Consider the following 21,247-nt stretch of genomic DNA (forward strand, 5'->3'; position numbering starts at 1 on the left):
CGTCGTCGGAGGTCGACGACGCCACCGCTTCCGCACGAGCGGGACCAGCCGGCCGCCACCGAGCGGTCCCGCTCACCCCCACGCGGTCGGGCCACGCGGAGGCGTCTTCGGGGTGACCACGGCGAGCGGTGCACGGGCCGACGCTCACCCGGTCGTCGGGTGAGGTGGCCGGCGTCAGCCCGTCACGCGCCCCGGTTGTCGGCGTTGGTCGAGCGCCGGTTCGCTGGTCGGGTCGAGAGCGTCAGTCGGTCGGTGCCGAGCCCGTCGCGGCTGGTCGGCGGCCATGAGCACCAGGCACGCGGTGATCAGGACGAGGTTCTTGACGACGAACTCGCCCTCGGTGGTGAGCAGCAGCGGGTTGCCCGCCTGGAACGCCGCCTGCGGCTGGACCACCAGCACGAGGAACGTCCCCAGCAGGTGTCCCAAGGCCACCGCCGCGACCCACCGCAGCCCGCGGCCGAGCCACAGCGCCGCGCCGAGCACGACCTCCGCCGTCCCGAGCGAGGCCAGCAGCAGGTGGCGGTCCAGCCAGGGCACGGTGCGGGCGACCAGGTCGGCGACCGGTGTCAGGTCGGCGACCTTGAGGGCGCCGAACCAGACGAACACCAGGCCGAGCGAGCCGCGCAGCAGCGTGACCGCGCGGGCCGTCACGGTGCACCGCACGTGGTGGTGTCGGCGGGGTCGACGCGCCACTGCCCGTCGTGCAGTCGGAGCAGGTGCTCGCCGGTGCGCCCGCCGTGCCGCCAGGCGACCCGGGCGAGGTCCGGCCCGTCGGCGACGACGCCGAGCACCTCGTACGGGACACCGGGTTCGCAGTGCGCGAGCCGGCCGACGAACGCCTCCCGCGGGTCGCGCCGCTGTGCGTCGGTGGTCCACATGTCCCACGCCGTGGTCGGGTCGCCGCCCGAGAGCAGGCCGAGGTAGGTGGTGGCGACCCCGCGCAGCCGCGCGGCGTCCTCCGCCGTCATCGAGTGGTGCTGGTGGTGCGAGTGGTCGGGTTCGCCGGACGCGCATCCCGCGGCGACCGCGACGGTCAGGGCGAGGCAGACGACTGTTCTCACGTGGATCCTCCCGGGATGGCCGGGCAGCGGCCCCGCGTCGTTGCGGGACCGCCACCCACCTGGGCGTCAGTTGCCCAGGCGCTTGGTGCCGTACTGGGAGATCCAGTTGTTGCCGCCGACGTTCAGGTCCGCCAGGACCTCGACGGAGTCACGCGTGGCCTCCAGGCTCATCGAGCCCTGGTTGGAGCCCGCCAGCTCGTAGGTCCACGTCTGCCCGACCGGGATGGTGCGGTCGGCCAACGGCACGTCGTGGAACCCGAACCGGATGATGTAGTGCGACTCGCCGTTGCCACGGGGCACCTCGACGTAGTCCTGCTGCGGGTGCCCGTACTGGATCGACGCCCGGTAGTGGTGGTCGACCGAGCCCGAGGGTGCGCGGAACTTCAGCACCAGGCAGTCGGTGTGCACGGGCGCGTTGCTGGTGTTGGTGAAGATGAGCTTGCGGCTGCCGTAGTACGTGCCGCCCTCCAGCTGCACCTTGACCGACAGGCCGACGTTGCTCTTGAAGCCGGTGGTCAGCGGCTCGTCCAGGACCGGGTTGCGGCTCGGCACGGCGTAGTCCGTGCCACGCCGGCACCGCTCCAGGGGCGAGCCGTCCACCGAGGAGGGGCCGTCCGGGTACTGCTGGCCGTGTGCCGCCGGCCCCGCGCTCACGGGGGACGTGACCGCGACGACGTTCGCGCTCGCGGGCAGCGAGGACACGACGAACGCCGCGGACAGCGCGAGACCGGCGACTCCGCCGGCGGACCAGGCCGCCTTGGTCGATTTCTTCATGGGTGTGCCTCCGTCAAGACCGGAAGGAAGCGCCCGGGAGGAAGGGTGTCCCACCGGGGCTTGGTACACCGTGGCGGCGGCGTTCTCAGCTTAGGGGTTCGTGATTTTTGTTGTCAACAAAGGAAGTTCTCGGTTTACCCGTTCAGCTCAACAGGACTGTCCATTGTGGACTGCACGGCTGCGAACGTGCGACTTGGATCATGCCAAGGTGATCCGGTCACCCGGTGAGCGTCCACTTCTGACTGTTCCAGGTGCCGCAGTCCCACAGGTGCAGGCGGGCGCCGTCGGCGGTGCTCTGGCCTTCGATGTCCAGGCAGCGGTTGGACTTGAGGTTCTTCAGGGTGCCGTTGGCCTGGAAGGCCCACTTCTGGCTGTCCCACGTGCCGCAGTCCCACAGGTGCGCCTTGGTGCCGTTGGCGGTGGCGCCTCCTTCGACGTCCAGGCACTTGCCGCCGGACTTCAGCTGCTGCCCGTCGAGCGCCCAGGCCATGGACATCACGTCGGCGCAACCCCACTGCTGGATCGCGGTGCCGTTCGCCGTGCCACCGGCTGCCCGGTCGACGCACTTGGCGGTCGCCCCGTTGACGATCCGGCCGCCGGTGACCGGGTCGGGGTCCGGGTTGGTGCCGCCGGGGCCCCAGGCGTTCCAGTTGTCCCAGGTCTCGGCGTCGAAGCCGATCCGGCCGAGCTTGTCGGCGGCCCAGTTGGAGCCGGACTTGGCGATGGCGGTGCCGCCGACGGTGTAGTTCTCCAGCTTCAGGCCGCGGCTGTCCCGGGTCTCGTTGCCCAGGGTCACCTTCTGGCCGCCGCTGTTGCTGTGCCGCTTGAGGAGGCTGACCTGCGAGGAAGCGTCCAGCTGGCTCCAGGCGTCGATCCTGAGGTTCTTGACGTGGATGTTCTCGGTGCTGGACAGGGCGAAGACGCGGATCGCGCAGTTGGTCATGCCCTCGACGGTGATGTTCTCGAAGGTCATGTTCTTCACCCACGCGTTGGGGTCGGCCTTGGTGGTCGAGCCCATGTCCTCCCAGTGCGAGGAGGAGTTGAGGACGCAGGTGTTGTACTTGACGTCCTTCCAGTACATCCGGTTGTGGATCACGTGGGTGTTGGCGACCCGGACGTTGTCGATGTTGCGGGGAGTCCAGCCCCACTGGATGACGGGGCCGTTCTCGTTCTTCCAGATCACCGTGTTGTCGATGCTGACGTCGCTGTGGTACATCTTCAGCACGTCGTCGTTGGCGTTGAAGAACGTGTTCTTCATGGTGCTGCCGCGGTAGAGCTCGATGCCGTCGGTCTGCCAGTACCAGGAGCCGACCTGCTTGTAGTTCTCGACCCGCATGCTGAAGGTCTGCTCGTCGCCGTAGACGACGAACGAGTGGTACGGCGGTTCGTTGATGGTCACGCCCTGCAGGTCCAGGTGCTGCTGCCGGCCCTGGGCCGAGGCGAACTGCAGCATCTTCACGCAGGTGGAGTGGCAGTTGGACGAGCCGGAGAGGTGGTCGTAGTTGTTGGCGGTGTCCGCTTCGTAGACGTACTGCTCACCGGAGAGCACGCCGTAGCCGGTGACCTTGTAGAGGCCCTGGCTGTCGTCGGGGAAGCGGATGGCGCCCTTCACGTAGGCGCCGGGCGCCAGGTAGACCCACTTGACCTGCTTGGGCAGCAACGCGTGGTACTTCGAGGTCATGTAGTAGGTGCCGGGCCGGAAGTGCACGATCTCCTCGCTGATCGTGTTCAGGTTGGTGACCTGTCCCTGCGGCGGGTAGTAGGTGCTCCCCGAGGCCGAGGTGGGGACCAGCCGGTCGCGCTCCGCACCGGTGGGCGCCGGTTCGGCGAAGATCATCATGGAGTTGCGGGGCTCGGTGTGGATGGCGCGGTTGCCGTTGCCCGACGAGGTGGTGAGCTTGCCCGCGTCGTTGGCCGGGCCCGACATGTCGTTGTACGCGGTGTACAGCTGCGGGTCGAACTCGACGGAGAAGCGGTAGCCCGCGGCGTTGTAGGGCACCTTGATGCGGACGGTGTCGCCGTCGACGAGCTGCTTGGTGAAGTTCAGGCTGCTGGGCTTGAGCTTGACCTGGTCGGCCGAGGAGACGCTCTGGCCGGTGCGCAGGGAGACGTCGACCCACACGTCGGTGGCGTACTGGAAGGTCGACCAGCTCATCGTCAGGTTCGCCGACGACGAGAACTCGGCGCCGTCCTCCTTGGTGTAGCCGATCTTGCCCTTCCCGCTGCGGGCGATGCTCATGTACGGGAACGAGTCGTACCGGGTCGTCGGCGCCGCGGCGGTGGCGACCTGGACGTCGTAGAACGACGAGCGCCTGACCTTGTCGCTCGCCACCGGGCTGCTGGTGTTGAACTCGTGGTTGTCGTGCCACCACGTCTTGAGCTGCTCGCTGTCGGAGGTCGCGGCCTGGGCCGGCGGCGTCCCCGCGCCCACCCAGGCCGGCGCGACGGCGCCGACCAGGGCCAGGGCCAGACCGGCGGCGAGTGCCACCGGTCGGCTCATTCTTGCTGTGCGCATGGCGAAATCCTCTTCTCGTCATTGGGAAGGGTTCTGCGTCGTGCTACCGCGGCCCTACTTCATGAAGACGTGGGCGGACCACGGCTCCATGGGGATCCGGCCGCTCACGACCGATGGCTCGTCGACGTTGGACAGCAGCAGGTCGGCAGTCGACCAACCGCCGTCCACGGTGGCGGTTTGCGGTGTGCCGCTGAGGTTGGCCACGACGAGCAGTCGGTCGTCGTCCAGGGTGCGTTCGTAGGCGTAGAGGTAGGGTTCGTCGGCCAAGAGCATCCGGAAGTCGCCGCGGGCGATCACCGGGAGCGAGTGGCGCAGCTCGATGAGCCGCCGGTAGTGGTTGAAGACGGAGTCCGGGTCGTCGTACTGCGCCTCGGCGCTGAGCCAGGTGTGGTTGGGGTTCACCGCGATCCACGGTCGGCCGGTGGTGAATCCGGCGTTGGGGCTCGCGTCCCACTGGACGGGCGTGCGGGCGTTGTCGCGGCCCATCGCGCGCAGGCCGCGCAACACCGACTCCGGCTCACCGCCGGCGGCGACGGACTCGGCGTAGTGGTTGAGGGATTCGACGTCGCGCAGCTCGTGCACGCCGGCGAACGGCGCGTTGGTCATGCCCAGCTCTTCACCCTGGTAGACGTACGGGGTGCCGCGGTGCAGGTGGAGCACGGTGGCCAACGCCGTGGCCGACTCGCGCCAGTACTTCCCGTCGTCGCCGAACCGGGATACCACGCGGGGCTGGTCGTGGTTGTTCCAGTACAGGCTGTTCCAGCCGACCTCGCCCAACGCGGTCTGCCACCGGCTCAGCGAGGCTTTGAGGTCGCGCAGGTCCAGCGGGCGTGGGTCGAACTTGCCGCCGGGGCCGTGGTCGAGAGAGACGTGTTCGAACTGGAACACCATGTCCAGCTCGCGTCGTGCCGGGTCGGTGAACAGCCGGGCGTCCTCCCAGGTGACGCCCGGCATCTCGCCCACGGTCAGCAGGTCGCCCGACCGGCCGTCGAACACCTCGCGGTGCATCTCCTGGAGGAACTCGTGGATGCGCGGCCCGGTGCCGTAGTGTGGGAACCCGTCACCGAGGCCGCTCGTGCCGGTGGTCGCGCCGTCGGGCAGGTCCGGGTCCTTCGAGATCAGGTTGATGACATCCATCCGGAAGCCGTCCACGCCCCGGTCCAGCCACCACCGCATCATCTCGTAGACGGCGTGCCGCACCTCGGGGTTCTCCCAGTTCAGGTCCGGCTGCTTGGGTGCGAACAGGTGCAGGTAGTACTCGCCGGTCGTCTCGTCCAACGTCCACGTGGGGCCGGAGAAGAACGACTCCCAGTTGGTCGGCTCCGCGCCCGGCTGCCCGGCCTCGAACCCCTCGCGCGGCGGGCGCCACCAGTACCAGTCCCGCTTCGGGTTGTCGCGCGACGACCGGGACTCCACGAACCACGGGTGCTCGTCGGAGGTGTGGTTGACCACCAGGTCCATCACCAGCTTCATGCCGCGGGCGTGCACCTCGGCGAGCAGCCGGTCGAAGTCGTCCAGGGTGCCGAACGCGGGGTCGATCGCCTGGTAGTCGGAGATGTCGTAGCCGTTGTCGGCGTGCGGTGAGGCGTAGACGGGTGACAGCCAGATCACGTCGATGCCGAGCCGTTCCAGGTGGTCCAGCCGGGTGATCAGGCCGGGGAGGTCGCCGACGCCGTCGCCGTTGGAGTCGGCGAAGCTGCGCGGGTAGACCTGGTAGACCACGGCCGTGGTCCACCACGGGGCGGTGCCCACGGAGGTGGTCACCGTCTGCTCGAGAGTCATGGATGTCCTTCGTGGGGAGTTATTTGACCGCGCCGAGGTTCACACCGCGCATGAGCGTGCGCTGGAAGAGCAGGAAGAACACGAGTGCGGGCAGGATGCCTGCCAGCGACGCGGCGGCCAGGGCGGTGGGGTCGCTGGTGTACTGGCCGCTCAACGCGCCCAGCGCGACCGACACGGTCTGGTTGTCCGCCGAGGGCAGCAGCACCAGGGGCAGGAAGAAGTCGTTCCAGGTCCAGATGAAGAAGAACGTCATCAGCACCGCCATCGTCGGCCGGGTCAGCGGCAGGACGACGAGCCGGAGCACCTGGAAGCGGGAGGCGCCGTCGAGCCGTGCGGCTTCCAGCACCTCGGGCGGGAAGGTGCCCAGCACCGAGGACAGCATGTAGGTGCCGAACGCGCTCTGGAGCACGGCCAGGATGATGACGACGCCGGTCATCGTGTCGTAGAGCCCGAGGTCGCGGGTGAGCACGAACAGCGGGTACACCAGCGCTTCCTGCGGGATGGTGAACGCCAGCATGAACAGCGCGAGGATCCACACCCGGCCGCGGATCCGGCCGATGCCGATCGCGAACGCCGACAGCAGGCTCAGCGCCACCGCGATCAGGGCCACGCTGCCGCTGATCACGACGCTGTTGAGCAGCTTGCGGTTGAAGTCCACGCCGCCCCAGAAGTCGACCAGGGCGGAGAAGTCGAGCTCGGTGGGCAGCGAGACGGGGCCGTTGGCGATGTAGTCGGGCGCGGGCTTGAACGCGTTGATGATCGCGATCCAGAACGGGAACAGCATCAGCAGGCCGACAGCGGCGACCAGGGCGAGCACCACCCAGCCGCTGACGCCGCGCTTGCGGCGCTTGACCTTGCGCACGACGGGCGCGGGAGGCGTTGCCGGGCTCACGGCCGTCTGCTCCAGGCTATCCACGGCCATCTTCGAACCCTTCGGAGTTGCGGGTCTGGTAGCGCAGCAGCACCACCGCGACGACCGAGATCATCAGGGCCAGCACGGACGCCACCGCGGCGCCGTAGCCCACTTTCGTGGTGGTGAAGAAGTTGGAGAACGAGAAGTAGGCGGGCACGATCGTGCTGGTGCCGGGGCCGCCGCGGGTGAGCACGAAGATCGGCGCGAACACCTTCAGCGCGGCCACCGACGTGGTGATCAGCACGACCGCGATCTCCGGCCGCAGCTGGTTGAGCGTGATGGTGCGGAACTGCTGCAGCCAGGTCGCGCCGTCCAGCTCGGCGGCCTCGTACAGCGCCGGGTCCACCCGGGACAGCCCGGCCATGAACACCACGACGGTGTAGCCGATCTGGAGCCAGACCAGGACGTTCATCACCGCGTAGATGGCGAGGTCGGAGTCGCCGAGCCAGTTCTGCGCCAGGCCGTCGAGCCCGAGGTCGCGCAGGGTGGTGTTGATGATCCCGTACTGCGGTTGGTACATCCACTTCCACAGCACGCCCGCGACCGCGATCGGCAGGATCTGCGGCAGGTAGTAGGTGGCGCGCAGGAAGCTCGCGACCTTCGACCCGAACTTCGGCGAGATGAAGTTGAACAGCACGGCCGCGACCACCACCCCGATGGCGGTCGGGAGGATCGCCATGGCCACGATGAACGCCACGCTGTGCCGGAACGAGGCCCAGAACAGCGGGTCGCCCAGCAGCCGCTGGTAGTTCTCGAACCCGATGAACACCGGGTCGCCGACACCCCTGAACGACGTGAGGCTGTACCAGAGGTTCATCCCGAACGGCACGGCGACGACGGCGAGGAACCCGACCGCGCCGGGCAGGATGTACCACCAGTAGCCGCTGCGGCGTTCGGACGTGCTCCTGCGCCGCACGGCGGTGAGCGAGGACATGGCGATCCTTTCCCGGGCGGTTACGCGGACGGCTTGCCGGCGTCGTAGGCGGCCTTGATCGCCTCGACCACCTGCCGCGGGCTCGCGTCACCGCCGACGAGGTTCGTGGTGTTGGCCAGCAGCACGTCGTTCAGCCCGGCCACCGGCCAGTCGGGGTACCAGGCCAGGCCGCCGTTCTCGCCGGACAGCAGCTCGGTGAACCGGTCGCCGACCAGCAGGCCCATCGCGGAACTCGCCGAACCGGGCTCGGCCGCGACCGGCACGCCGCCCTTGTCCGCCAGGAAGTTCTGCACCTCGGGCCGCTGGGTGATCTCCAGGAAGTCATAGGCGAGGTCCTTGTTCTTGGCCTTCGCCGGCACGACCCACAGGTTGCCGCCGGAGCCGGGGTGCAGCTCGTTGCCGGGGAAGAGGAACTGGCCCGTCTTGAACGTGGGCTGCTCGGCGATCTGCCCGGACCACCACGTGCCGGAGACGAACATCGGGTACTGGCCCGCGATGAACGCGTTGCCCGCGTCCTGCGCCGGGATGCCGGTGGAGTCGGTGCTGATGTACTTCTGCTCCACCCACTGGCGCATGGTGGTGGCGGCCTTCTCCCACGCCGACCAGTCCGCCTCGCCCTCGAACCGCTGGTAGGCGGCCACGGACCGCTCGGTCATGTGGGCCAGCGCCAGCGAGTACAGCAGGTGCGGGCCGGGGTAGTCGGCGGAGCCGAGCGCGAGCGGCGTGACGCCCTTGTCCGCGAACGCCTTCAGCGCGTTCTCGAACTCGGCCAACGTGGTCGGCACCCGCACGTCGTGCCGGGCGAACAGGTCCTGGTTGTACCAGACGCCGACGTACTCGCCGTAGTTCGTGATGCCGTACCGCTTGCCCGACCCCATGAGCCCGTTGTCGTCGTACAGGCCGACGTCCTGGGCGGTGTTGTCGAGCTTCCAGCCGCGGGTCTTGGCGACGTCGGTCAGGTCGGTGAGCAGGCCGGCCTTCGCCACGACGCCGGCGGTGGCGTTGCCCTTGAGGTACTCCAGCACGTCCGGGGTGTCGTCGGAGTCCAGGATCAGCTGGCCGGACTGCTGCATCTGCTCGTAGGTCTTGAGCTCCTGCTTGACCGTGACGCCGGGGTGCTCGGCCTCGAAGATCGAGACGGCCTGCTTCCAGGCGGCCGACAGCGCGCTGTCATCGGTCTCCCACCACCACACCTTGAGCGTGTTCGGGTCACCGGAGTCACCTCCGCTCGAACACCCGGTCATCACCAGCGCCAAGGCGGCGGCCACCGCGGTGGCCAGCCGTAGGGGGTGCTTGCGCATGTCGATCCTCCAGAGTCGCGACGGCGGCGTCGCCTACCGAGGTTTTCTTTGTCGCAACATTAAGGGTGACGGCACTGTAACGCGTCAACCCGCAGCTAGTCACGTTTTCGTCACGCAAGGGGTCTTGTCAGGTAGTTTCGTCGCGGTACTATTGCGTTCCGGTTACCCCCGACCTCGACGAGGAGCGCACGGTGCTCGACGCCGCCTCACCCTGGGCACCCCTGCTGCCCTCCGCCCGCCGCGTGACGCTGGAGGTGCTGCTCCACGGCCCGCTGGCCCGCTCGGAGCTGGCGGACCGCCTGGGCCTGTCGACGGCGAGCCTCACCCGGCTGACCAAGCCGTTGATGGACGCGGGCCTGCTGCGCGAGGTGGAGACACCGAGCCTGCGCGGTGGCGGTCGGCCGCTGCAGCCGTTGGACGTCGACCCGGACGTGCAGCGGTTCATCGGCATCAAGCTCGCCGGGTTCCGCGCCTACGGCGTGCTGACGAACCTGCGCGCCGACATCCTCGGCAGCGCCACCGCCGAGATCACCGACCAGAGCCCGGAAGCGGTCGTGGCCAGGATCGCCGAACTGGTCGACGAGCTGGACGACCGGGCACGTCCGGTCGCCGCGATCGGCATCGGCATCGGCGCCGTGGTCCGGGACTTCTCGCGCGTGCAGCGGGCGGTGTTCCTGCACTGGGGCGAGGTCGACCTGGGCGCGGCGGTCGCGAGGGCCACCGGCAGGCCGGCGGTGGTGTCCAACGACCTCGACGCCCTGATGGAGGCCGAGCACTGGTTCGGCGACGGGCGCGACGTACAGAGCTTCGCCGTGCTCACCATCGGCGCGGGCGTCGGCGGCGGCCTGGTCGTCCACGACCACCTCGTCAGCGGTCCGGACTCCGGCCTCGGCCTGCTCGGCCACTTCCCCATCGACCCGCTCGGCCCGTCCTGCCCCGAGGGGCACCGCGGCTGCGTGAAAGCGCTCCTCACCACCGACGCCATCCAGTCGCAGGCCGCCCTGACCCTGGGCCGGCCCGTGACTTACGACGAGGTGCTCGACCTGGCCGAGGCCGGTGACCAGGTCGCCGACCAGATCGTCGGCCGGGCCGCCCACGCGTTCGGCACGCTGATCGCGGCCGTCGCCAACATCGCCCAGCCCGAGCGGATCATCCTCACCGGTGAGGGCATCCGGCTCGCCCAGGTCGCCGAGGCACGCGTGCGGGCGGGCATCACCCAAGCCCGCCACGCCGAGGCGTCCCCGATCGACCTGCGCTTCATCAACGACGACCCGACGCTCTGGGCCCGCGGCGCCGCCGCCGTGGCCATCCAGCGCACCGTGCTCGCCGCCCTTCCCCCGCGAACCGCCTGAACCCCAGCGCCGACACCCCGAATTCCCGCTCGCCGGAGTTCGTCGCCTCCCGACACCGGACTTCCGAGATCAGCGGCGGGTGTCGTAGGTCTCGCGGGCGGCGAGCACTTCTTCGATGTGCTCCTCGGCCCAGCGGCCCAGCGCCTGGAGGGGTGCGTGCAGGGTGCGTCCGAGGGTGGTGAGTTCGTACTCGACCCTGGGTGGCATCTCGGCGTGGACGTGTCGGGTGACGAGTCCGTCGCGCTCCAGGTCCCGCAGGGTGTCGGTGAGCACTTTGCCGCTGATCCCGTCGACCGCCGTGCGCAGGTCGCCGAAGCGCAACCGGCCGCCGCTGAGGGCGATCACCACCATGGCCGTCCACTTGTTGGCGATGCGGGCCAGTGACGTGCGGGACGGGCAGGTCGCGGTGAGCACGTCGAACGCCGGGAGCTGGGCCATGGACTCTCTCCGTTCCTCGCCTACGTCGAGGTAGTTGGTCGTCGCCCGTCGCTGTGGTCGGGCGTGTGTCAGTTTGCGTCCCAGAAGGCGTTCTCGGCCTCCTGGTCGGCGGAGAACAGCCACACCTCCGCGATCCGGTCGTTCTCGACCCGGAAGACGTCGACGCCGGCCATCGCCATCTCGGCGCCGTCACGCCGGGCGCTGAAGTGGACCGGGATGGTGAACAGCGCGCCGTTGACCATCGTGGGACCAGTCGGCGTGATCTCCAGCGTGCCGTTGGTGGCGGCCAGCTGGGCGCCGAGCATCCGGGCGACCGCGTCACCGCCGACGTGCGCGCCGGCCAGTCGGTGATCACCCGGCTGGTGCCACACGACGTCCTCGGTGAACAGCGCGGCAACCGCGCCGAAGTCCTTCGCGGCCACCGCGTCGGCGTACTTGCCGGCAACGGCGAGCGTGGTGCTGGAGTCCATTGTGCACATCTCCTCGAGACGACTGGCTGATGGACCTCATCATTCACCGTTGGTAACCAGCCACCTCAAGGTAACCAACGCACCAGTGTGACCCAGGTCATATCACCTGCCGGCCCTGACGGCTGGGTGGTACTCCCGGGCAAGGCACCTGGGTGTTCCGATCGAGGGAGAAGCGCCAAAGTGACCACTGGGTGGGAAGTGCGGCTCGAACGCCCTGTTTCGCTTCGGGACCTCCGGGCGGAGGCGGAGCGGGTCATGTCGGACGTGCTGCGGGTGGAGGATCACCGGATCGCGCTGTCAGTGGTCGGGCAGGCCGAGTTGCGGAAGGGGTATCCGGCCCGGGTTCCGGAACTGCCCGACGCGCAGCAGCGACGGAAGCTCGGTACGGGCGATGCCACGTCGGTGTTCGCCACCTTCGTGATGTGGGAGCCCGGCCCTGCGGTGGCCGACGTCGACGTGATCGACTCGGGCTTTCCGGACGAGGAGGACGGCGGAATCCGACTCACGGCCACACCGGTGCGCAACGGTGTGTCGTACGTCCTCGCAATGGCAACCGCCATCGCGGGCGCCCGGTTGGCCGCGAGTCGCGTGTGGGACGAGACCACCTCGGCCAGCGATGTTCGGATCACGGAGCCGGACCGGTTGGCCGAACACCTCCAAGCTCCCGCCGGACTCTCGTTCGACGAGGCCGTGAACGCCGTGCTGGCCGCGACCAGACTGGGTGTCGTCTGGGAGCCGGTGGACTGAGCCCGCCGCCGCGAGGCCAGACTTGTCCCGACCGGCCGGTGGAGCCGACTGGATCAAGCTCGGAGGGTGGTTCCCCACATGACCAGCCCGGTCCCCATGGCCTCAGGCCGTGACGCGGACGTCTACGCACTCGACGTCCACCGCGTCCTGCGCCGCTATCGCGACGGCGTTGACGCGACAGCCGAGGCCGCGGTCATGGGATATCTGGGGGCGCTCGGATACCCCGTTCCGCACGTCCACTCGGTCGACCACGCCGACATGGTGCTGGAACGGCTCCACGGACCGACCATGCTCCAAGCCCTGACCACCGGACAGCTCGACCCGCATGCCGGCGCTCGCCAACTCGCCGGTCTGCAGACACGCCTGCACGCACTGCCACCGCGGACGTCAACGGACCCCCGCTCCCGCGTGCTGCACGGCGACCTTCACCCGGACAACGTCGTGCTCACAGCACGCGGCCCGGTCGTCATCGACTGGCGCAACACCACCGAGGGCCCACCGGAACTGGACGTCGCGCTCTCGGCGGTCATCCTGGCGCAGACGGCGGTCGGCGACGCGGGCGACCTGGCCGGACTGGCCCGCGCGTTCCTCACGGCCTTCCTCACCCACTCCGGTCCGCTGGCGATGTTGGCCGAGGCCACGTCGACGCGGCGCGGCGACCCGAACCTGAGCGAGGCCGAGATCAACCGGCTTGATCAGGCAGCTTCCCTGATCGAAGTCCTCGCCAAGGACTCCTGACCGGACCACCTGGTGCCGCCGCCTCCTTTCATCTCGGTGAACTCGGGATCCAGGAGTCCGAAACGGGGACCGGCGAAGCACGCACTTCAGGCTCGAGCAGCCGCAACTCCCCATCAGGCGCCGTCGCATGCCGGGATTGTCCGTGGGCGGCACCGCGCAGGCCGGCCGACGGGAAGATTTCACCCCATCGGCCCGGATGGCCGGATGATCGACGTCGGGCGGCACCGCTGCCGACTCTTGATCACACGAACGGACGACGCGCCATCCCTTGTGGTGGAGGAAGTTCATCCGCAGCCCGACGCCGCCGTGGCCAGACCGCGTGCGCACGCCGGGCCACAACCGTGCCGTGGAGCCAAAGGAGACTTCCATGGAGATGGCGGACCGCTTGGCCGGCTACGCGAAGGCGTTGCGCGAGCAAGGGGCGATCCGGACCGACGCCGTCGAACGCGCCTTCCGCTCGGTCAGACGGGATCGGTGCGTGACGCACTTCTACCCCTCGCCCGGGGCGCGCGTCGACGTGGTGCAGGACGCGCCGCCGTCCGAAGCGGTGCTGGACATGATCTACCGGGACGTCCCGCTGCCCGTTCGGCGACCCGGGGCGGGACCGACGGCCCGGTGCTCGTCCGCACGGCCGAGCCTGGTCGCCCGGATGCTGGAGGCGCTCGACCTGCGACCGGGGCACCGGGTGCTGGAGATCGGCTCGGGCAACGGCTACACCGCCGCGCTCATCGCGACCATCACCGGCACCCGCGTGTTCTCCCTGGACCCTCGGCTGGACGTGGTGCACGACGTCCAGCAGGCGATGCGCAGGCTGGGCCGGGCCGACGTCACGGTGGCGTGCGGCGACGTCGAGCGCGGCGTGCCGAGCCAGGCGCCGTTCGACCGGGTGATCGTCACCTTCCCCGGCGACCGGGTGCCACCCGCCTGGCTCGACCAGCTCGACGAGGACGGGATGCTCCTGGTTCCGCTGAACCTCGCCGACGCCCATCCGGTGCTCGCGGTTCGCAACAATCGTGACGGCGCCATCGGCACTCCCGCGATGTGGACGTCTCCCCGGGATTACGACTGGGCGCTGGCGGCGGACGAATTCGACCGCCCGGAATACCCCATACCCGTCCCGACCGGTCGGTAACTTCGCACGCCCGACCCAGCGTGATGTGACTTGGATGTTAAAGATGGGTGCGAACGCGCCGGACGGCTCCCGCCACGCACGGCGCACCCAGGGCGCACGGGAGCACAACGTCGCAGGTGAACCGAGGTAGGCCGACCAGCACGTGAAAACGGGCAACAGGGCTGCCGTAAACACGACGTTACGTCCCGCTCACCGCCCTCGACACGATAGCGTGCGAATTTCAATCCTTTCTTGTAGGCGCCCCTTCGTCGCCCTAGGGTGACCCAGCAGGGTCATTGACGATGGCTGCCGATTTAGCGATTCACTATTACCTCGGAGGTGATCGCCGTGTCGAATTCATCCGCCGGAAGCGTTCGTCCGGACGGTGCGAAGCCCGATTCCGAGATCGGCGACTCGCTGCTGCGCCTGGCCAGGCACTTCCAGCGCGGCGAGACCTCCGCGGACGGCCGCACGCTGCACCAGATCGGCGGACGCGGCGCCGACGTGTTCTACCGGGACCGGTGGGCCTACGACAAGGTGGTGCGGTCCACCCACGGGGTGAACTGCACCGGCTCCTGCTCGTGGAAGGTCTACGTCAAGGACGGCGTGATCACCTGGGAGTCGCAGCAGACCGACTACCCGTCGATCGGGCCCGACAAGCCGGAGTACGAGCCGCGCGGCTGCCCCCGCGGCGCGTCCTTCTCCTGGTACACCTACTCCCCCGCCCGGGTGCGCTACCCGTACGTGCGCGGCGTGCTGCTGGAGTACTACCGCGAGGCGAAGGAACGGCTGAGGGACCCGGTGCTCGCCTGGGCCGACATCGTCGAGGACCCGGAGAAGTCCCGCAAGTACAAGGCCGCCCGCGGCATGGGCGGCTTCGTGCGCGCCGAGTGGTGGGAGGCCGCCGAGATGGTGGCCGCCGCGCACGTGCACACGATCAAGCGCTACGGCCCGGACCGGGTCGCGGGCTTCTCGCCGATCCCGGCGATGTCCATGGTCAGCCACGCGGCGGGCGCCCGGTTCGTCTCGCTGGTCGGCGGCTCGATGCTGAGCTTCTACGACTGGTACGCCGACCTGCCGGTGGCGAGCCCGCAGGTGTTCGGCGACCAGACCGACGTGCCGGAGTCGGCGGACTGGTTCGACGCCGGTTACCTGATCATGTGGGGTTCGAACGTCCCGGTCACCCGCACGCCCGACGCGCACTACATGACGGAGGCGCGCTACCGGGGCCAGAAGGTCGTCGTGGTGTCCCCGGACTACGCCGACAACACCAAGTTCGCCGACGAGTGGCTGCCCGCGCGCCCCGGCACCGACGCCGCGCTCGCCATGGCGATGGGCCACGTGATCCTGCGGGAGTTCTTCGTCGAGAAGACCACCCCGTACTTCACCGACTACGTCAAGCGCTACACCGACCTGCCGTTCCTGGTCACCCTGACCGAGACCGAGGACGGTCACGTGCCGGGGAAGTTCCTCACCGCCGCGGACCTCGGCGAGACCGGCGAGGGCGCGGAGTCCAAGACCGTCCTCCTCGACGCCCACGGCAAGCCGGTGGTGCCGCCCGGGTCGCTCGGCCACCGGTTCACCGACTCCGGCCAGGGCAAGTGGAACCTCGACCTCGGCGACGTCGACCCGCTGCTGTCGCTGGGCGACGACGACCCGGTCACCGTCGCGCTGCCGCGGTTCGACACCAGCGAGCCGGGCGTGCTGCACCGGGGCGTGCCGACGCGGATCATCGCGGGTCGGCGGGTGACCACGGTGTTCGACCTGCTGCTCGCCCAGTACGGCGTGCGCCGCGGCGACCTGCCCGGCGAGTGGCCCAGCGGCTACGACGACGCCACCCAGCCCTACACGCCCGCCTGGCAGGAGGGGATCACCGGGGTGCCGGCCGCCGCGGCCGAGCGGATCGGCCGGGAGTTCGCCGACAACGCCGAGCGCTCGAAGGGCCGGTCCATGATCCTCATGGGCGCGGGCACCAACCACTGGTTCCACTCCGACCAGATCTACCGCTCGTTCCTGACGCTGACCATGCTCACCGGCTGCCAGGGCGTCAACGGCGGCGGGTGGGCGCACTACGTCGGCCAGGAGAAGTGCCGCCCGATCACCGGGTGGTCGACGCTGGCGTTCGGGCTGGACTGGCAGCGCCCGCCCCGGCACATGCAGGGCACGATCTTCTGGTACCTGGCCACCGACCAGTGGCGCTACGACCCGTTCACCTCGGACGTGATGTCCTCGCCGCTGGGCAGCGGGCGCTTCGCCGGTCGCACCGCGGCCGACAACATCGCGCTCGCGTCCCGCCTGGGGTGGATGCCGAGCTACCCGACGTTCAACCGCAACCCGCTCGACCTGGCCGACGAGGCGGAGCGGCTGGGCAAACCCGCCGCCGACCACGTGGTGGACGGGCTCAAGTCCGGGCACCTGCGGTTCGCCTGCGAGGACCCGGACGCCCCGGAGAACTTCCCGCGCGTGCTCACCGTGTGGCGGGCGAACCTGCTCGGCTCGTCGGCCAAGGGCAACGAGTACTTCCTCAAGCACCTGCTCGGCACCGACACGAACCTGCGGGCCAAGGACTCCGACGGTGTGCGGCCCGAGGAGGTGACCTGGCGCGACGAGGCGCCGGTCGGGAAGCTGGACCTGCTGCTGTCGCTGGACTTCCGGATGACGTCGACGACGTTGTTCTCGGACGTCGTGCTGCCCGCGGCGACGTGGTACGAGAAGCACGACCTGTCCTCCACCGACATGCACCCCTACGTGCACGCCTTCTCGCCCGCGATCTCGCCGCCGTGGGAGACCAAGACCGATTTCGAGGCGTTCCACCGCATCGCCCGCGGGTTCTCGTGGTTGGCCGAGAAGCACCTGGGCAAGCGCAAGGACATCGTGGCGGTCGCGCTCACCCACGACACGATCGACGCCACCGCGCAGCCGGGTGGGAAGGTGCTGGACTGGAAGAACGGCGAGTGCGAGCCGATCCCCGGCAAGACCATGCCGCGGCTGGTCGTCGTGGAGCGCGACTACCCGGCGATCGGCGAGAAGATGGCCGCCCTCGGACCGCTGGTCGAGCAGGTCGGGCTGACCACCAAGGGCGTCACCGTCCACCCGGACGAGGAGGTGGAGTACCTCAAGGGCGCCAACGGGACGGTCCTGTCCGGTGTCGCGGCCGGCCGGCCGTCGCTGGCCAAGGACACCCACGCCGCGGAGGCGATCCTGGCGCTGTCCGGCACGACCAACGGCCGCCTGGCCACGGAGGGGTTCCGCGCCCTGGAACGGCGGACCGGCACGCAGCTCGCCGACCTGGCCGCGGAGAACGAGGGCAAGCGGGTCACGTTCCCCGACACGCAGGCCCGCCCGGTGCCGGTGATCACCTCGCCGGAGTGGTCGGGCAGCGAGACCGGCGGCAGGCGGTACTCCCCGTTCACGATCAACACCGAGCGGCTCAAGCCCTGGCACACGCTCACCGGCCGCCAGCACTTCTTCCTCGACCACGACTGGATGTTCGAGCTGGGCGAGCAGCTGCCGGTCTTCCGGCCGCCGCTGGACATGACGGCGCTGTTCGACGAGCCGGCCGTCGGCGCGCTGAACGGTGAGGCGAACGGCGGGGTGACCGTGCGGTACCTGACCCCGCACTCGAAGTGGTCGATCCACTCGGCGTACCAGGACAACCTGCACATGCTCACGCTGTCGCGCGGTGGGCAGGCGATCTGGATGTCCGACCGGGACGCCGCGAAGATCGGCGTCGAGGACAACGACTGGATCGAGGCGGTCAACCGGAACGGGATCGTGGTGGCCCGCGCGATCGTGTCCCACCGGATGCCCGAGGGCACGGTGTTCATGTACCACGCGCAGGACAAGGCGGTCGGCGTGCCGCGCACCGAGGCCACCGGCAAGCGCGGCGGCATCCACAACGCGCTGACCCGGTTGATGATCAAGCCGTCGCACCTCATCGGTGGCTACGCCCAGCAGTCGTTCGCGCTCAACTACCACGGTCCCACGGGCAACCAGCGGGACGAGGTCACGACCATTCGCCGCCGCAGCCAGGAGGTGCAGTACTGATGCGCGTGATGGCACAGCTCGCCATGGTGATGAACCTGGACAAGTGCATCGGCTGCCACACGTGCAGCGTCACCTGCAAGCAGGCGTGGACGAACCGCGGCGGTGTGGAGTACGCGTGGTTCAACAACGTCGAGACGCGGCCCGGGCAGGGCTACCCGCGCCAGTACCAGGACCAGGAGAAGTGGAAGGGCGGCTGGGAGCTGAACAAGCGCGGGAAGCTGACCCTGCGCACCGGCTCGCGGCTGAAGCGGCTGCTGAACATCTTCGCCAACCCTGACATGCCCACGGTGGCGGACTACTACGAGCCGTGGACCTACGACTACCAGAACCTGCTGTCCGCCCCGCCGTCGGACACCACCCCCACCGCCAAGCCGAAGTCGTCGATCACCGGCGAGGACACGAAGGTGACGTGGGGCGCCAACTGGGACGACGACCTGGGCGGCGGGCCGGCGCAGATCGGCAAGGACCCGTTGCTGGGCAAGCTCTCCGAGCAGGTCAAGCTCGAGTTCGAGCAGACGTTCATGTTCTACCTCCCCCGCATCTGCGAGCACTGCCTCAACCCGTCGTGCGCGGCGTCCTGCCCGTCCGGTGCGATCTACAAGCGCGCCGAGGACGGCATCGTGCTGGTGGACCAGGACAAGTGCCGCGGCTGGCGGCAGTGCGTCACGGGGTGCCCGTACAAGAAGATCTACTTCAACCACAAGACGGGCAAGGCGGAGAAGTGCACGTTCTGCTACCCGCGGGTCGAGGTGGGCATCCCGACGGTGTGCTCCGAGACGTGCGTCGGCAGGCTGCGCTACATCGGCGTGCTGCTGTACGACGCGGACAAGGTGGCCGAGGCGGCGTCGGTCAAGGACGACAAGGACCTCTACCCCGCGCAGCTCGACGTCTTCCTCAACCCGCACGACCCGCGCGTGGTCGCCGAGGCCGAGCGGGCGGGCATCTCCGGTGAGTGGATCGAGGCCGCGCAGAACTCGCCGGTGTACCGGCTCATCGTGGACTACCAACTGGCGCTGCCGCTGCACCCGGAGTACCGCACCATGCCGATGGTCTGGTACGTGCCGCCGCTGTCGCCCGTGGTCGACGTGCTGAGCGAGACCGGCCACGACGGCGAGTCGGTGGGCAACCTCTTCGGCGCCATCGACGCGTTGCGCATCCCGGTGGAGTACCTGGCCGAGCTGTTCACCGCCGGTGACGTGGGACCGGTCCGGGCGTCGTTGCAGCGGCTGGCCGCGATGCGCGCCCACATGCGCAAGGTCAACCTCGGTGAGGAGCTGGACGACTCGATCGCCGAGTCGGTGCGGCTGGCGCCCGGCGAGATCGAGTCGATGTACCGCCTGCTCGCCATCGCCAAGTACGAGGACCGTTACGTGATCCCCGGCGGCGCGGGGTCCGAGGCGCACAAGCTGGAGGCCCTGACCACCGGGTGCAGCCTGGACGGCGACGGCGGTCCCGGCATGACCGCGTTCGACGTGATGGCGGAGAAGTTCCAGCTGACCGACACCAACGGCGCGGCCCCGACCGACAAGACCAAGCGCATCAACCTGCTCGACTGGGACGGGGTCAGGACCGACGGTCTGTTCCCGGGCAACGGTTCCTCCGGCAACGGTGCTACCGGCAACGGTGCCGCCGGCACCGCGCACGAACCCGAGGCCATCGCATGAGCGTGCTGCGCAAGAAGGACAAGAAGGTCGCGGAAGCACCGGAACGCGACAGCCGGCTGGTGTGGCGGATCGCCGCGCTGCTGATCGACTACCCGACCGCGGCGGTGACCGCCATGCTGCCCGACCTGCGTGCGGCGGCGGTGTCGCTCCCGGAGCCGGCCGGGCCCGCGCTGGTGTCGTTCATCGACCACGCCGCGTCCTCGACGGGGGGCACGCTCGCGCAGCACTACGTCGAGACCTTCGACCTGCGCAAGCGCAACTGCCTGCACCTGTCGTACTACGCCTACGGCGACACCCGCAAGCGCGGCATGGCGCTGCTGCGGTTCAAGCACGCCTACCGCGCGGCCGGTGTGGAGCTGGGCGAGCACGAACTGCCCGACCACCTCGCGGTCGTGCTCGAGTTCGCCGCGACCGCCGATCCCGTCGCCGGCCGGCGGCTGCTGGTGGAGCACCGCCCGGTGCTGGAGATGATCCGGCTGTCCCTCGCCGACGGCGGGTCGCCGTACCTGGCCGTGCTGGACGCGGTGTGCGCCACGCTGCCGGAGCTGAGCGCCGCGGACCTCCGCAAGATCGCGACGCTGGCCGCGGAAGGGCCGCCCGAGGAGGACGTGGGGTTGGAGCCGTTCGCGATGGACCCCGCCCTGCTCACCGAATCGGGAGGACGACGATGAGCACGTTGCTGTGGCTGGCCCTGCCGTACATCGCGCTGACCTCGTTCCTGGTCGGGCACCTCTGGCGGTACCGGCACGACCAGTTCGGCTGGACGACCCGGTCCTCGCAGATGCACGAGAGCAGGCTGCTGCGCCTGGGCAGTCCGCTGTTCCACTTCGGGCTGCTCGCCGTGATCGGCGGCCACGTGCTGGGCCTGCTGGTGCCGAAGAGCTGGACCGAGTTCGTCGGGATCACCGAGGGCATGTACCACCTCGTCTCCGTGACGGCGGGGACGTTGGCGGGCACGGCCACCGTGGCGGGCGTGGCGATCCTGCTGTACCGCCGGTTCACGGTGTCCGCGGTGCGCAAGGCCACCACGCGGGGCGACAAGGTCATGTACGCGTTCCTCGCGGCGGCGATCGTCACCGGGATGTTCAACACCGTGGGCGAGAACCTGATCGGCGGCGGCTACGACTACCGGTCCTCGGTGTCGGTGTGGTTCCGGGGTCTGTTCACGTTCTCCGCGCAGCCGGAGCTGATGACGGGCACGCCGCTCAGCTTCCAGGTGCACAACGTGACCGTGCTCGTGCTGCTGGGCATCTGGCCGTACACCCGCCTGGTGCACGTGTTCAGCGCCCCTCTCGGCTACCTCGTGCGGCCGTACGTCGTGTACCGCAGCCGTGACCCGCAACGCCCCGACGCCAACCGCTACGCCCGCGCGTGGGGGGACCAGCACGAGTAGGACGCGT

Annotated in this window: 18 protein-coding genes; 8 read left to right on the top strand and 10 right to left on the bottom strand. The window is 69.4% G+C overall.

Features of this window, described 5'->3' with window-relative positions; all coding sequences use genetic code 11:
• Positions 1-174: 174 nt before the first annotated feature.
• From ADK67_RS31970 to ADK67_RS32005, 8 genes are all read right to left on the bottom strand, one after another.
• Positions 175-651, bottom strand: a complete 477-nt coding sequence (locus ADK67_RS31970) for a DoxX family membrane protein (protein WP_157620972.1) — start codon at positions 649-651, stop codon at positions 175-177.
• Complete coding sequence (locus tag ADK67_RS31975; RefSeq protein ID WP_053720281.1) at positions 648-1,061, bottom strand: hypothetical protein; 414 nt, start codon at positions 1,059-1,061, stop codon at positions 648-650. The genes ADK67_RS31970 and ADK67_RS31975 overlap by 4 nt, the downstream gene beginning before the upstream one ends.
• A 66-nt stretch (positions 1,062-1,127) precedes the next feature.
• Positions 1,128-1,835 carry a hypothetical protein gene (locus ADK67_RS31980; RefSeq protein WP_053720282.1) on the bottom strand — a complete coding sequence of 236 codons (708 nt, stop codon included), beginning with the start codon at positions 1,833-1,835 and terminating at the stop codon, positions 1,128-1,130.
• A 217-nt stretch (positions 1,836-2,052) separates the two neighbouring features.
• Positions 2,053-4,350, bottom strand: coding sequence for a family 49 glycosyl hydrolase (locus ADK67_RS31985; RefSeq protein WP_157620973.1), 2,298 nt, complete (start codon positions 4,348-4,350; stop codon positions 2,053-2,055).
• 54 nt (positions 4,351-4,404) lie between these two features.
• Positions 4,405-6,132, bottom strand: a complete 1,728-nt coding sequence (locus ADK67_RS31990) for a glycoside hydrolase family 13 protein (RefSeq protein ID WP_053720283.1) — start codon at positions 6,130-6,132, stop codon at positions 4,405-4,407.
• Between the two features lie 19 nt (positions 6,133-6,151).
• The gene (locus tag ADK67_RS31995) at positions 6,152-7,054 is read right to left on the bottom strand and encodes a carbohydrate ABC transporter permease (RefSeq protein WP_082404125.1); all 903 of its coding nucleotides are present in this window, start codon (positions 7,052-7,054) and stop codon (positions 6,152-6,154) included.
• Positions 7,041-7,979, bottom strand: coding sequence for a carbohydrate ABC transporter permease (locus ADK67_RS32000; protein WP_053720284.1), 939 nt, complete (start codon positions 7,977-7,979; stop codon positions 7,041-7,043). Before ADK67_RS32000 ends, ADK67_RS31995 begins: the two co-directional genes overlap by 14 nt.
• A 20-nt stretch (positions 7,980-7,999) precedes the next feature.
• The gene (locus ADK67_RS32005; protein WP_053720285.1) at positions 8,000-9,280 is read right to left on the bottom strand and encodes an ABC transporter substrate-binding protein; all 1,281 of its coding nucleotides are present in this window, start codon (positions 9,278-9,280) and stop codon (positions 8,000-8,002) included.
• 191 nt (positions 9,281-9,471) lie between these two features.
• Here ADK67_RS32005 and ADK67_RS32010 point away from each other — a divergent pair, with 191 nt between their 5' ends.
• Complete coding sequence (locus ADK67_RS32010) at positions 9,472-10,632, top strand: ROK family transcriptional regulator (RefSeq protein ID WP_053720286.1); 1,161 nt, start codon at positions 9,472-9,474, stop codon at positions 10,630-10,632.
• Positions 10,633-10,701: 69 nt separating this feature from the next.
• On the opposite strand, the gene ADK67_RS32015 is transcribed toward ADK67_RS32010, so the two are convergent.
• Both ADK67_RS32015 and ADK67_RS32020 read right to left on the bottom strand, forming a co-directional pair.
• Positions 10,702-11,070, bottom strand: a complete 369-nt coding sequence (locus tag ADK67_RS32015) for a winged helix-turn-helix transcriptional regulator (RefSeq protein ID WP_053720287.1) — start codon at positions 11,068-11,070, stop codon at positions 10,702-10,704.
• Positions 11,071-11,138: 68 nt separating this feature from the next.
• Positions 11,139-11,540: a nuclear transport factor 2 family protein gene (locus ADK67_RS32020; protein ID WP_053720288.1), complete on the bottom strand. Its 402-nt coding sequence runs from the start codon at positions 11,538-11,540 to the stop codon at positions 11,139-11,141.
• Positions 11,541-11,795: 255 nt separating this feature from the next.
• On the opposite strand from ADK67_RS32020, the gene ADK67_RS32025 reads away from it, so the two are divergent.
• The 7 genes from ADK67_RS32025 (at position 11,796) to narI (ending at position 21,240) form a co-directional block, all read left to right on the top strand.
• Positions 11,796-12,287, top strand: coding sequence for a hypothetical protein (locus ADK67_RS32025; RefSeq protein ID WP_053720289.1), 492 nt, complete (start codon positions 11,796-11,798; stop codon positions 12,285-12,287).
• Between the two features lie 78 nt (positions 12,288-12,365).
• A complete protein-coding gene (locus tag ADK67_RS32030; protein WP_053720290.1) occupies positions 12,366-13,025 on the top strand; it encodes a phosphotransferase in 660 nt (219 codons plus the stop codon).
• A gap of 367 nt (positions 13,026-13,392) precedes the next feature.
• Positions 13,393-14,157 (top strand): protein-L-isoaspartate O-methyltransferase family protein, encoded by a 765-nt coding sequence (locus tag ADK67_RS32035; RefSeq protein WP_053720291.1) that lies wholly within the window; start codon positions 13,393-13,395, stop codon positions 14,155-14,157.
• Positions 14,158-14,541: 384 nt separating this feature from the next.
• Positions 14,542-18,183, top strand: a complete 3,642-nt coding sequence (locus ADK67_RS32040; RefSeq protein WP_053720343.1) for a nitrate reductase subunit alpha — start codon at positions 14,542-14,544, stop codon at positions 18,181-18,183.
• A complete protein-coding gene (gene narH, locus ADK67_RS32045; protein WP_053720292.1) occupies positions 18,183-19,847 on the top strand; it encodes a nitrate reductase subunit beta in 1,665 nt (554 codons plus the stop codon). Before ADK67_RS32040 ends, narH begins: the two co-directional genes overlap by 1 nt.
• Positions 19,844-20,518 carry a nitrate reductase molybdenum cofactor assembly chaperone gene (gene narJ, locus ADK67_RS32050; protein ID WP_053720293.1) on the top strand — a complete coding sequence of 225 codons (675 nt, stop codon included), beginning with the start codon at positions 19,844-19,846 and terminating at the stop codon, positions 20,516-20,518. The genes narH and narJ overlap by 4 nt, the downstream gene beginning before the upstream one ends.
• Positions 20,515-21,240 carry a respiratory nitrate reductase subunit gamma gene (gene narI / locus ADK67_RS32055; protein ID WP_053720294.1) on the top strand — a complete coding sequence of 242 codons (726 nt, stop codon included), beginning with the start codon at positions 20,515-20,517 and terminating at the stop codon, positions 21,238-21,240. Before narJ ends, narI begins: the two co-directional genes overlap by 4 nt.
• The last annotated feature ends 7 nt before the right edge of the window (positions 21,241-21,247 follow it).

The organism is Saccharothrix sp. NRRL B-16348 (genome assembly GCF_001280085.1).
GTDB lineage: Bacteria > Actinomycetota > Actinomycetes > Mycobacteriales > Pseudonocardiaceae > Actinosynnema.

Coding starts and splice junctions, on each gene's coding strand:
- ADK67_RS32015 (WP_053720287.1), bottom strand. CDS start 11,070: ATGGCCCAGCTCCCGGCGTTCGACGTGCTCACCGCGACCTGCCCGTCC.
- ADK67_RS31990 (WP_053720283.1), bottom strand. CDS start 6,132: ATGACTCTCGAGCAGACGGTGACCACCTCCGTGGGCACCGCCCCGTGG.
- ADK67_RS32020 (WP_053720288.1), bottom strand. CDS start 11,540: ATGGACTCCAGCACCACGCTCGCCGTTGCCGGCAAGTACGCCGACGCG.
- narH (WP_053720292.1), top strand. CDS start 18,183: ATGCGCGTGATGGCACAGCTCGCCATGGTGATGAACCTGGACAAGTGC.
- ADK67_RS31980 (WP_053720282.1), bottom strand. CDS start 1,835: ATGAAGAAATCGACCAAGGCGGCCTGGTCCGCCGGCGGAGTCGCCGGT.
- narJ (WP_053720293.1), top strand. CDS start 19,844: ATGAGCGTGCTGCGCAAGAAGGACAAGAAGGTCGCGGAAGCACCGGAA.
- narI (WP_053720294.1), top strand. CDS start 20,515: ATGAGCACGTTGCTGTGGCTGGCCCTGCCGTACATCGCGCTGACCTCG.
- ADK67_RS32005 (WP_053720285.1), bottom strand. CDS start 9,280: ATGCGCAAGCACCCCCTACGGCTGGCCACCGCGGTGGCCGCCGCCTTG.
- ADK67_RS32000 (WP_053720284.1), bottom strand. CDS start 7,979: ATGTCCTCGCTCACCGCCGTGCGGCGCAGGAGCACGTCCGAACGCCGC.
- ADK67_RS32025 (WP_053720289.1), top strand. CDS start 11,796: ATGTCGGACGTGCTGCGGGTGGAGGATCACCGGATCGCGCTGTCAGTG.
- ADK67_RS31995 (WP_082404125.1), bottom strand. CDS start 7,054: ATGGCCGTGGATAGCCTGGAGCAGACGGCCGTGAGCCCGGCAACGCCT.
- ADK67_RS31985 (WP_157620973.1), bottom strand. CDS start 4,350: ATGCGCACAGCAAGAATGAGCCGACCGGTGGCACTCGCCGCCGGTCTG.
- ADK67_RS32035 (WP_053720291.1), top strand. CDS start 13,393: ATGGAGATGGCGGACCGCTTGGCCGGCTACGCGAAGGCGTTGCGCGAG.
- ADK67_RS32030 (WP_053720290.1), top strand. CDS start 12,366: ATGACCAGCCCGGTCCCCATGGCCTCAGGCCGTGACGCGGACGTCTAC.